The sequence below is a fragment of the Psychrobacillus sp. NPDC093200 genome (assembly GCF_050280345.1).
Lineage (GTDB): Bacteria > Bacillota > Bacilli > Bacillales_A > Planococcaceae > Psychrobacillus > Psychrobacillus faecigallinarum.
In genome coordinates, this window is the sequence record NZ_JBNNVC010000006.1 from 125,673 (window position 1) to 137,219 (window position 11,547).

The 11,547-nt window shown below is 38.7% G+C and carries 11 protein-coding genes, 1 rRNA gene and 1 riboswitch; all 12 genes read right to left on the reverse strand.

Annotation, left to right across the window (positions count from 1 at the left end; all coding sequences use genetic code 11):
• Complete coding sequence (purF, locus tag ACQKNZ_RS18440) at positions 1-1,422, reverse strand: amidophosphoribosyltransferase (RefSeq protein ID WP_144541604.1); 1,422 nt, start codon at positions 1,420-1,422, stop codon at positions 1-3.
• A complete protein-coding gene (gene purL, locus ACQKNZ_RS18445) occupies positions 1,398-3,629 on the reverse strand; it encodes a phosphoribosylformylglycinamidine synthase subunit PurL (protein ID WP_427661114.1) in 2,232 nt (743 codons plus the stop codon). Before purL ends, purF begins: the two co-directional genes overlap by 25 nt.
• A complete protein-coding gene (gene purQ / locus ACQKNZ_RS18450; RefSeq protein ID WP_427661116.1) occupies positions 3,613-4,299 on the reverse strand; it encodes a phosphoribosylformylglycinamidine synthase subunit PurQ in 687 nt (228 codons plus the stop codon). The genes purL and purQ overlap by 17 nt, the downstream gene beginning before the upstream one ends.
• The gene (gene purS, locus ACQKNZ_RS18455) at positions 4,296-4,550 is read right to left on the reverse strand and encodes a phosphoribosylformylglycinamidine synthase subunit PurS (RefSeq protein ID WP_427661118.1); all 255 of its coding nucleotides are present in this window, start codon (positions 4,548-4,550) and stop codon (positions 4,296-4,298) included. The genes purQ and purS overlap by 4 nt, the downstream gene beginning before the upstream one ends.
• Entirely contained in the window at positions 4,547-5,263 is a 717-nt protein-coding gene (purC, locus tag ACQKNZ_RS18460) for a phosphoribosylaminoimidazolesuccinocarboxamide synthase (protein ID WP_427661120.1), read from the reverse strand. Before purC ends, purS begins: the two co-directional genes overlap by 4 nt.
• Before the next feature lie 47 nt (positions 5,264-5,310).
• Positions 5,311-6,609, reverse strand: a complete 1,299-nt coding sequence (gene purB / locus ACQKNZ_RS18465) for an adenylosuccinate lyase (protein WP_427661123.1) — start codon at positions 6,607-6,609, stop codon at positions 5,311-5,313.
• A gap of 15 nt (positions 6,610-6,624) precedes the next feature.
• A complete protein-coding gene (purK, locus tag ACQKNZ_RS18470) occupies positions 6,625-7,746 on the reverse strand; it encodes a 5-(carboxyamino)imidazole ribonucleotide synthase (protein ID WP_427661126.1) in 1,122 nt (373 codons plus the stop codon).
• Entirely contained in the window at positions 7,743-8,231 is a 489-nt protein-coding gene (purE, locus tag ACQKNZ_RS18475; protein ID WP_427661128.1) for a 5-(carboxyamino)imidazole ribonucleotide mutase, read from the reverse strand. Before purE ends, purK begins: the two co-directional genes overlap by 4 nt.
• A gap of 141 nt (positions 8,232-8,372) precedes the next feature.
• Positions 8,373-8,473, reverse strand: a riboswitch (purine riboswitch).
• 96 nt (positions 8,474-8,569) lie between these two features.
• Positions 8,570-8,761 carry an NETI motif-containing protein gene (locus ACQKNZ_RS18480; protein ID WP_144541588.1) on the reverse strand — a complete coding sequence of 64 codons (192 nt, stop codon included), beginning with the start codon at positions 8,759-8,761 and terminating at the stop codon, positions 8,570-8,572.
• On the reverse strand, positions 8,758-9,303 hold the full coding sequence (locus tag ACQKNZ_RS18485; protein ID WP_144541586.1) for a DUF2179 domain-containing protein: 546 nt from the start codon (positions 9,301-9,303) through the stop codon (positions 8,758-8,760). Before ACQKNZ_RS18485 ends, ACQKNZ_RS18480 begins: the two co-directional genes overlap by 4 nt.
• A 319-nt stretch (positions 9,304-9,622) precedes the next feature.
• Positions 9,623-10,627 carry a nuclease-related domain-containing protein gene (locus tag ACQKNZ_RS18490; RefSeq protein WP_186318273.1) on the reverse strand — a complete coding sequence of 335 codons (1,005 nt, stop codon included), beginning with the start codon at positions 10,625-10,627 and terminating at the stop codon, positions 9,623-9,625.
• A gap of 821 nt (positions 10,628-11,448) precedes the next feature.
• Positions 11,449-11,547, reverse strand: a 5S ribosomal RNA gene (gene rrf / locus ACQKNZ_RS18495); the annotation flags it as partial.

Sequence of the window (11,547 nt, forward strand, 5' to 3'; positions counted from 1 at the left end):
CTATCGAACAAGCTCTTTTTCATGTGGTAATTTCGTGTCTGGGAATATATCCGTTGGGTATTCACCTGTGAAACAGGCTAAGCAATGACCACAATTCTTTTCTCCCTCGGGTCTCCCAATAGCTTTTACCATTCCCTCAACCGATAAGAAGGAAAGGGAATCCGCACCAATTAGGACTCTCATTTCTTCGATAGTATTATTTGCTGCAATCAGCTCCGAGTCGGAACTAATATCTATTCCATAAAAGCATGGATTCTTTAAAGGAGGAGAGCTAATTACGACATGAACCTCTGTTGCCCCGGCTTCTTTTAACATATTCACAATTCTTTTAGACGTTGTTCCTCGAACGATTGAATCATCTACCATAACCACTCGCTTACCTTTGACTACTTGACGCACTGGTGATAGCTTCATCTTCACTCCACGCTCACGCAAATCCTGCGAAGGCTGTATAAATGTTCTGCCTACATATCGGTTTTTGATAAGTCCTAATTCATAAGGAATTCCTGTAGCCTCTGAAAATCCAATTGCAGCAGAAATACTTGAATCCGGAACACCTGTTACTACGTCAGCATCGATGAAGATCTCTTTTGCCAGCTGTTTTCCTAATCGTTTTCTTGCTGAGTGAATGTTAATACCATCTATATCTGAATCTGGACGAGAAAAATATACATATTCCATTGTACAAATAGCACGATCTCTCTTCTCCATATATCGTTCAGAACGGCAACCATTATCATTAATGATTAATAGCTCTCCTGGTTCAATCGAGCGAACTAATTCTGCACCTATTAAATCAAAGGCACTCGTCTCAGAAGCAACCACCCAAGCATTATCTAGCATCCCTAAAGAAAGAGGACGCATACCTTGTGGGTCCTGTGCGACTAGCATTCCATCCTCAGTTAAAATGATGAAAGCAAATGCCCCTTCTAATAGTCGAAGAGATTGCTTTGCACGTTCTTCAAATGAAGGAAGTCTACTTTTTTTAAGTAAATGTGCTAGAACCTCTGTATCCGAAGTTGTTTGGAAGATGCTCCCTTGCTGCTCTAAATTTCGCTTTAAACGAGTGGCATTTACGATGTTACCATTGTGAGCAATTGCCAGGCTGCCAGTAGTAGAATTAAATAGTAACGGTTGTACGTTCTCTATACCTGATCCTCCTGCAGTTGCGTAGCGGACATGGGCAATTGCTGAATGACCTTCAAGCTGCTCCAACTTCCCATTGTTAAACACATCGTTTACAAGACCTTCACCTTTAACAGCTCGCAATGACTTACCATCTGTTACTACGATTCCAGCACCCTCCTGTCCCCGGTGCTGCAATGCATGTAAACCGTAATAGCTCATAGCTGCTGGGTTTGAGTGTCCCCAAATTCCAAACACTCCGCATTCTTCATTTAAGCCTCTGAGTTCAGTAAGCATGGTATTGCTCCTTTCCAAGCGGAACGGAATTCCTCAACAGAACCGTTTATCCAAGTAGTTCCGTTTTCTTGAGAGATTACTAGATTGTTTGTATCAGTTACCTGTCCGATTTTCACTGCATCTTGTACTAGTGCTTCAAACTGGCTAGCATTTTCAGATTTAACAGTCACAATGAAACGAGACTGTGTTTCACTGAATAGGGTTGTTATTGCCGAACCTTGAACCTTCACTTCAATTCCAAGCCCTTTAGCATCGAATGTTTTTTCAGCTAGGGCTACGGCAAATCCACCCTCTGCAATATCGTGTGCAGACTGTACTAAGCCAGCTTTAATCGCTGTTAGTAAAGCCGTTTGACGAGCTGCCTCTACATCTAAATCGATAGAAGGTGCTTGACCAAAAATACGTCCTTCTACTAATTTTTGTAGCTCAGATCCACCAAATTCAGTTTTAGTGTCACCAATCAAATAAACTAGATCCCCCGCTTGTTTAACGGATTGAGTCGTTACATGAGCCAAATCCTCCACTAATCCTACAAGACCAATCGTAGGTGTCGGATAAACTGCTGTTCCACTTCTTTCATTATAAAGCGACACGTTTCCTCCAATTACCGGTGATTCTAATGCGATACATGCGGCTGAAATTCCTTCAGCAGACTGATCTAGCTGCCAGAATATTTCTGGATTTTCCGGGTTACCAAAATTCAAGCAATCTGTAATTGCAAGCGGCTTAGCACCAGAACACACTACATTACGTGCTGCCTCTGCCACAGCGATCTTACCTCCAGCAACTGGATCTAAGTAAATATAGCGGGAGTTGCAATCTGTCGTCATAGCAAGACCTTTATTTGTTCCTCGAACGCGTACAACTGCTGCATCAGAACCAGGTGTTACTACTGTGCTAGTACGGACCTGGTAATCGTATTGATCGTATACCCATTCCTTTGAAGCAATCGTTGGCTGTTGGAGAAGATTTAAAAGAGTTTCTTTATAGTCTGTTACTAGTGGTTCTTTGTTTTCCATTGTTTGAAACTCTGTGAAATAAGCAGGAACAGCTGATGTCTTATAATAAACAGGTGCTTCCTCCGCTAATGCATCTGCAGGAACCTCTGCCACTACTTTCCCTTTATGCAATAGTCGAAGCATTTTATCGTTCGTCACCTTACCAACTGCTACACAGTCTAGACCGTATTTTTCAAAAATCTCTACAATTTCCTCTTCACGGCCTTTTTTTACAACAATCAGCATTCGTTCCTGTGATTCAGATAGCATCATTTCATAGGCAGTCATACCTGTCTCACGTTGTGGAACAAAGTCTAAATTCATCTCTACTCCGTAACCAGCTTTGGAAGCCATTTCTGCTGAAGAAGAAGTTAATCCTGCAGCTCCCATATCTTGAATTCCGATAATAGCATCAGATTTAATAACCTCTAAGCATGCTTCTAGCAAAAGTTTCTCCATAAATGGGTCTCCTACTTGAACTGCAGGGCGTTTTTCTTCAGAAGTTTCCGTCAATTCCTCGGAAGCGAATGTTGCTCCGTGAATTCCGTCACGTCCTGTTTTTGCTCCTGCGTACATCACCGTGTTACCTTCACCAGCCGCAATACCTTTTTGAATATCCTCATGATTGATTAGGCCTACACACATAGCATTTACTAATGGGTTACCCTCATAGCAGTCATCAAACTGAATTTCTCCTCCAACAGTTGGGATACCTATACAGTTACCATAACCGGCAATACCTGCCACTACTTCTTCAAACAAATACTTAACGCGTGGTGTTTTTAGTTCTCCAAAGCGCAATGAATTTAACATTGCAATTGGACGAGCACCCATAGAGAATACATCTCGGATAATTCCTCCTACCCCAGTTGCAGCTCCTTGATAAGGTTCGATTGCAGAGGGATGGTTATGAGATTCCATTTTAAATACTACTGCCTGACCATCACCAATATCGACTATCCCTGCGCCTTCACCAGGACCTTGCAAAACTTGTGGTCCCTTAGTAGGGAATTTGCGTAAAACTGGCTTAGAATTTTTATAAGAGCAATGCTCTGACCACATAACCGAGAACAAACCAGTCTCTGTATAGTTTGGTAGTCTACCTAGAATGTTTTCTACCATAGCAAATTCTTCATCGGACATTCCCATTTGAGCATATAGCTTCTGTTCTTTAATTTGCTCCGGATTTGGTTCAAGCATGACTGACATGAGATTCCCTCCACTGTTTCAAAATAGATTTGAATAACGCTAATCCATCATTTCCACCCATAATTTCGTTTACAGCACGCTCTGGGTGTGGCATCATCCCAAGAACATTACCTCTTTCATTTACAATACCTGCGATATCTTCAATACTTCCGTTCGGATTTTCTGAAGCATAGGTGAAAACAATTTGGTTGTTTTCCTTTAAAGACGTTAGTGTTAGCTCATCACAATAATAATTTCCTTCCCCATGGGCAATAGGGATTTGAATAACTTCATTCTTCTCATAAGAAGAGGTAAATTGAGTTTCATTGTTCAATACCTTTAAATCAACTGTTCGGCACATAAATTTCAAGTCTTTATTGCGCAATAGTGCACCAGGCAAAAGGCCAGCCTCTGTTAGTACTTGGAAACCATTACATACGCCTAGTACAGGCTTACCAGCTTCAGCAGCCTTCACTACTTCTGACATAATATTCGAGAAGCGAGAAATAGCACCACAACGTAAGTAGTCACCATAAGAGAATCCGCCTGGCAATAAAATAGCGTCAAATCCGCTTAAATCCTTCTCATCATGCCAAACATATTCTACTTCTTCTCCAAGCTCGTCTTTAATCGCATGGTACATATCTAAATCACAGTTCGATCCTGGAAATACGATTACCGCGAACTTCATTTGCTTACAGCCTCCTCAACCTCATAACGATAGTCTTCGATTACTGTATTAGTTAAAAGCTTTTGACACATCTCTCTTACAACTGTATCTATATCACGTGTTCCTTCTTCAATTTGTAGCTCCAGATATTTACCGATTCGAACGTCAGTTACTTCGTTATAGTCCATAGAGTGTAGAGCACCCATTACTGCACTCCCCTGTGGATCTAAAACACTTTCACGAAGTGTCACATATACTTTAACTTTTTTCATTTTGATAGTCCTCCTAGACGGGAAAGTATAATTTCATAAACCTCTGTTAAGCTTCCTAAATTGCGTCTGAACACGTCTTTATCTAATTTTTTGTTTGTATCTTTGTCCCATAGTCTACAAGTATCAGGAGAGATTTCATCAGCCAGCAAAATAGCGCCGTCAGCTGTTTTACCAAACTCTAATTTGAAATCTACTAAAGTAACACCAATATCAGAGAATATTGGGCGAAGCACCTGGTTAACTTCGAGCGCCATTGTTTGAAGCGTATCTATTTCTACTGGTGAAGCAATTTCTAATAATTCCAAATGTGCATTCGTTAAGAGTGGATCCCCAAGGTCATCATCCTTGAAATAAAACTCAACGATTGTTTTTTTTAAAGGAGTGCCCTCCGCCATCCCGAGTCTTTTTGAAAGACTACCAGCGGCGATATTTCTAACGACAACCTCAAGTGGAATAATTTCCACCTTCTTTACAAGCTGCTCATTTTCAGAGATTTGCTCGATAAAGTGAGACTCAATACCATACTTTTTTAGCTGTTCGAAAAGTATGGTGGTAATTTTGTTATTTAATATTCCCTTACCACCAATTTCTGCTTTTTTTTCTCCATTAAATGCAGTGGCACTATCCTTATATGCAACATAGAGAACGTCTTCGTTCTCTGTTGCATATAATCTTTTTGCTTTACCTTCGTATAATAGATCGCCTTTTATCACGGTAATTTCCTCCATTATTCAGATATGCCTTAATGTTTTCGTTAACTCTATTCGTTTAAGCCTAAGCGGTCAAAAATCATATCGACGTGCTGAATGTGGTAATTGTAGTCAAAACAATCATCCAACTCTTCTTTTGTTAATAATGAAGTAATCTTTTCATCTGCATCCACAAAGTTACGGAAAGCTGTTTGAGATTCCCAAGCCTTCATTGCTAGTGGCTGTACTGTATCATAAGCAGTTTCGCGAGCCAGCCCTTTGTCAATAAGCGCAAGTAAAACACGTTGCGAGTAAATCAGCCCTAAAGTAGAATCCATATTTCGTTTCATATTTTCAGGGAACACAGTAAGATTTTTCACGATGTTACTAAAACGATTTAACATATAGTTCAGTGCAATTGTTGCATCCGGTAAAATTACACGCTCAGCAGAAGAGTGAGAGATGTCTCTTTCATGCCATAAGGCTACATTTTCATAGGCAGTCATCATATACCCACGAATGAGACGTGCCATCCCAACCATATTTTCTGATCCTATCGGGTTACGTTTATGAGGCATTGCCGATGAACCCTTTTGCCCTTTTGAGAAAAACTCTTCGACTTCACGAGTTTCTGACTTTTGAAGACCACGAATCTCTGTTGCAAATTTCTCGATAGAAGTTGCTACTAATGCAATTACGCTTAAGTATTGAGCATGACGATCACGTTGTAATGTTTGAGTTGAAATTGGTGATGCTGCTAATCCTAGCTTTTCACATACATATTGTTCAACAAATGGATCGATGTTTGCATAAGTACCAACTGCTCCTGACATCTTTCCTGTTTCAATTACAGTAGACGCAGCCTCAAAGCGCTCAAGATTACGCTTCATTTCCTCTGTCCATAGAGCTAGCTTTAAACCGAAGGTAGTCGGCTCTGCATGAACACCATGTGTACGACCCATCATTACCGTATATTTATGCTCTTTAGCCTTGTTTTCTAATATCTCGATAAAATTTTGAATGTCTTTACGTAAAATGCCGTTAGCTTGTTTGATCACATAAGAAAGAGCTGTGTCTACTACATCCGTAGATGTCAGTCCGTAATGCACCCATTTACGCTCTTCCCCCAAAGTTTCGGATACTGCACGAGTAAATGCTACTACGTCATGTCTTGTTTCTTGCTCAATCTCTAAAATACGATCTACAGAAAAGGATGCATTTTTACGAAGAAGTGCGACATCCTCCTTTGGTATATCACCAATCTCTGCCCATGCCTCACAAGCTAGTATTTCTACCTCTAACCACGCATTGTATTTATTTTCTTCTGTCCAAATCGCTCCCATTTCAGGGCGTGTGTAGCGTTCTATCATTTCTTTTCCTCCAAATTAAGACCAAATTTTTGATTGTTCAATTTCTGTCAGTGTTTCCTCGATATTGTCCGAAAGAATAGTAACATGTCCCATCTTCCTATTTTCCTTTGCCTCACTTTTACCATACAAGTGCAGCGACCAGTTTGGATACTTGCTTAGCGAGTTTGTTACAGGGATAACATGCTGTCCTAGTACATTAACCATAATTGCGTTCGTCCATAGCTTTGGTTGTCGTAATGGCCAACCACAAACAGCTCTTACATGCTGATGAAATTGAGAGACATTACAAGCTTCTATAGAATAGTGACCGGAATTATGGGGTCTAGGTGCTAACTCGTTAATCAGTAATTTATCGTCCTCTAGCACAAACATTTCAACAGCAAGCGTCCCTATTAAATTCAAATGGTTCCCAATTGTTTCAGCAGCTTCCACCGCTTTCTCCGATAGAGATGTACTAATTCTTGCTGGAACGATGGTTTCATGTAGAATATGGTTCACATGAATATTTTCCCCGATTGGCAAGCAATAGGTTTCACCATTTCCATTTCTTTGAACGATTACAGAGATTTCTTTATCGAATGGTACAAACGCCTCTGCAATGCACGCCGAGTGTTCAAAAAGAGGCTTAGCTAGTTTTAAAGCATCCTTACTTTTGACAATTTGCTGACCCTTACCATCATACCCTCCTCGCGTAGTTTTCACCACGCAAGGGTAACCAATGTTGTCAATGTTGGACACTAGCTCATCATAGTTTTGTACCTCTATAAATTTTGCCACCGGAACTCCAGCTGCTCTTATAGATTTCTTTTCTAAAATACGGTCCTGTGTAATTCTTACCAAATCTGCCCCCTGAGGAACATAGGCAATTTCTGCAAGACGTTTTAGACCTTCATAATCTATATTTTCAAACTCATATGTTATAACTTCACTTACATCGGCTAATTCTTCTAATGCAGCCTCATCATTATATGGCGCCACAATTCGAATATCTGCAATCTGACCACAAGGAGAGTCCATCGTTGGCTCGAGTACCGCTACTTTAAACCCTGCCTCTTTGGCTGCAAGGGCCATCATCCTACCAAGCTGTCCCCCACCAATAATTCCTATTGTTTGTCCTGGATAGATTGTCTTCGTCATCGTAGCTCACCATTACTTTCTAAGACGCTATTTTTCGTTGCTTCTCTTCGATTCTCTAATCTACTAGTAATTTCTGCATCTTGAATGGAAAGAATTTGTGCCGCTAGTAGCCCTGCATTTGTAGCTCCTGCCTTTCCTATAGCTACCGTTGCCACTGGTACTCCTCCAGGCATTTGAACAATTGATAACAAGGAATCTAATCCGTTCAATGCCTTCGATTGGACTGGCACCCCGATGACTGGAAGAGTTGTTTTTGCAGCTACCATTCCTGGTAAATGTGCTGCTCCGCCAGCTCCAGCAATAATAACTTGTATACCTCGATCTCTTGCCTGGTCTGCATATTCAAACATAAGATCAGGGGTACGATGTGCAGAAACTACTTGTTTTTCATATGGAATGTGTAATTCATCTAAGATTTCACAGCTATGCTTCATTGTTTCCCAATCACTAGAACTACCCATAATTACACCAATTTTTGCGTCCATTATTTTCGTCCCTTCCTTTTTTAAACAAAAAATTCCTCAAATAAACTGTTTTCTTTAGAAGAAAAGCAGTTTACTTGAGGAATATAAAAAATGGGTTTGTTATTTGCATATGCATATAAGAACTCACCCTTTTAGTAGTTTCCAAAAGTCGCTTTCCCTCATAGTCCTGTCATTTACGGTGACTTGGTAGAGACGCTAAAGCCAATTCTTTAGCATATATGGGGATAAAATCGTTCTATTACTATTAATATTCTAACAAGTCTAGATAGTAACGTCAACGGTTAAAAGCGAACAATAAATTTTCAGAAAACTATAATGTTCGGTTTTTAGTACTTATTTCAAGCTTCTTTATCTTTTGTTCCTTTTAATTGAATCATTTGTCTTATAGGGGTAGGAACTCCGTCTATCTCTGCAAATAAAGGCTCTTCTCTTCTACCGACCACCTGAAAGCCTTGCTTTGCCATCTTTTCCATGCAAGCAGAGATGCTTTCGTTTTCCTCCACTTCAAACCATTTGGTTTCTTGCTTCATCTAAATAACTTCCCTTTCCGAACTGTTTTGACCCAGAAGCCACCATGAATAGTTTTGGGCTCATAAGCAATGATAAATATTTTCGGGTCGATTTCCTTTAACCGATTATACAGCTTAACTTCGTATTTTCTCGGAGTTAATATTTGTAATGCTTGTCTGTGACCTTCCAGACCATTTGCAGTCCAATCTGTAACACCATACCCCTCTTCCCTCAAAATAGAGGATAAGTGGTTAACGTCACTTTCAGTAGAAATAGCATTGACCATAATATATCCTAAAGACATTTTTTCCTCAAGTTTAGAGCCAACGATAATCCCTGTACCAAAACCAAGCGCATAAGCAATTAAATTCTGGATTGCATCCAAGTTATCTAACACCAGTCCTAAACCTACTATATAAACGGTTACTTCTATTATACTCATAAAAGCTGCAACATAACGATAGCCTTTCAGTGTAAGAATCATTCTTGTTGTTGATAAGGTAACATAAACAATGTTAATCGCGAAGATAATCAAAACCATAGTAAATGCATTTTCTAACATTCTTTCAACTCCTCTTATATAATACTTCCCCATTGGTTGAAGATGTATTAATATATACCCTTTATGGTTAGACCTAATCGGAAAATTGAAGAATTGTAGTTGTTCTTAAGAATGTGTGAGGGAAAATATCTATTATTGCAGAGGGATGAATGAAGTATGAGGGAAAATACATGTTTTTGGAATGTTTGTTGGAAATTTTGAGTGTTGTGACTGAAATGAAGCTTGAATTGGGGTCTGTTTTGGGATGGATTTTGGATTTATGACCGTTCGTGGAGATTTATGACCGGATAGCTTGGTTTTATGACCGGATAGACTAACTTTATGACCGCATAGAATTTTTTATGACCGGATAGATTATTTTATGACCGTTCAGCATTTTTCTACTCATTTTATATTTTGCACCTTTTCCTTCACCAATAGTTTTCAACTTCATGCTCTGCAATAACCTAGTCGCTGTCTGACTCTTTTCTATCTTTAAGAAACTTCGACAATCACTGTTTGTCATTTCTTCACCGACTAACATAAACCATTCTTTAATAGCTAAAATATGAGCATCCTTGTGCTGATTAAGACAATGTGGACATTTCCATGTTCGTATAACACGCCGCATGCCTATCTTGTTACATACATTACATCTCACACCTTTGATCAAGTCATTAGAATCTATCCCCCATGCTTTACACATTGGATAAGGATAATAATCTTTATGAGCCTTAAGAATACTCTTACTTAACTCTTCCAATTGATTGGTTGATAGAAAAGCAGCCTTTCTAGACTGATTCCATATAAAATTCGGAATACTACTTGGATACATAATGCACGCATTCTCTGGAGGCTTTATAATTTCAGACTTTGTAGAGCTTAACACGATGGCCCCAACTAGAGGTATTTGTATACCTCGATTCTCTAGCCATCTATGTAGCATGTTCAAATTTCTTTCCAATTGAACCTCTGGACTCTCAAAAATATCAACATGACCGCTCTCCAGTTTTCTTCTTAAACAAAATGGCTCTCTTTCAAAGCTTAGTTCACCAATAATGTTTTTCGACTCAAGCATTAATATATAATGTCGAGAAATGAATAAGGCATCTATTTGAAACTTACCATCCGCACTAAGATTCAAATCAAACATGATATTATATTCGAAGGGAAAAGTATATTTATTAAATATACCTTCTATAATTGCCTCTCCATTAATACCTGCTTTTACAGACATTACTTTGGAATGAATTAATGCTTTGATAGGATGATCATTCCTTAACCGCTCATATAGAGCCTGTAAACCAATGTAATTATAATTTATAGAGCCACTTTTATTAATCAAAACTACCCTCCTTTTCTGCATAATAGCATAAATTGAGATATTGTAAATTTCTCTTTTTCAACAACAATTTCACTTTGAATGAATATATAACTTCATTATTCTAAAATATACTATATTTCCTTTTAATTATTTTATTTTTAATCTTTCCTGTCATATCTAGTTTCTATTTCCCGGGAAATGTCATTTCGAGGAAAAGACCTTTAATTTTTTCGACATTATAAAAGGACATTCCTTATTAATTATGTTCACAGTAAAAGTAACTGCTATGTTAAATGGTTGATTTATTGCAAATTGATATGATGGCACCTACCTACAACTGATTAAGTGCTTATTCAACTAAACTTGTGTTTTAGTTAAACATAAATAGCAATTCGACAATCTATTTTTATTCCTAAAATATTAAGAGTGATATCACCGATTCAATTTGCAATAATCCACTTAAAATAACGCTGCAAGATAGTTGTGTAAGGAAATAAAGTGTTGTCATAGTAAAAACACTCAATTAAAATGGGTAGGTCTTCAATTTAAGGAGGGATAATATGTTTGAAAAAATATGGACTAATTTACATTTGATTTCATTGTGCAATTTAATATTGCTTATAATTCCTAATACCATTATGAATAATTCAGACACACTTGAGGTCGAGCAATTAGTTTATGATATTCTTTTGGTTTCTATTGGTATTATTTCTACTTGGCTATTATTTAGATATAAAGATATCTTTAGTAGTTAGAAGTGGTTAGTGCCTTCGGCACTTAAAAATTCTTTATAGAACAAAAAAAAGCCGCCACCGATTACTCGGTGACGACTTCCTATAGTTGCCCAGCGACGTCCTACTCTTGCAGGGGGAGACCCCCAACTACCATCGGCGCTGAAGAGCTTAACTTCCGTGTTCGGTATGGGAACGGGTGTGACCTCT

Coding starts and splice junctions, on each gene's coding strand:
- ACQKNZ_RS18480 (WP_144541588.1), bottom strand. CDS start 8,761: ATGAAGCAAGAAACCAAATGGTTTGAAGTGGAGGAAAACGAAAGCATC.
- purE (WP_427661128.1), bottom strand. CDS start 8,231: ATGGACGCAAAAATTGGTGTAATTATGGGTAGTTCTAGTGATTGGGAA.
- purB (WP_427661123.1), bottom strand. CDS start 6,609: ATGATAGAACGCTACACACGCCCTGAAATGGGAGCGATTTGGACAGAA.
- ACQKNZ_RS18485 (WP_144541586.1), bottom strand. CDS start 9,303: ATGTTAGAAAATGCATTTACTATGGTTTTGATTATCTTCGCGATTAAC.
- purQ (WP_427661116.1), bottom strand. CDS start 4,299: ATGAAGTTCGCGGTAATCGTATTTCCAGGATCGAACTGTGATTTAGAT.
- purK (WP_427661126.1), bottom strand. CDS start 7,746: ATGACGAAGACAATCTATCCAGGACAAACAATAGGAATTATTGGTGGG.
- purL (WP_427661114.1), bottom strand. CDS start 3,629: ATGTCAGTCATGCTTGAACCAAATCCGGAGCAAATTAAAGAACAGAAG.
- purF (WP_144541604.1), bottom strand. CDS start 1,422: ATGCTTACTGAACTCAGAGGCTTAAATGAAGAATGCGGAGTGTTTGGA.
- purS (WP_427661118.1), bottom strand. CDS start 4,550: ATGAAAAAAGTTAAAGTATATGTGACACTTCGTGAAAGTGTTTTAGAT.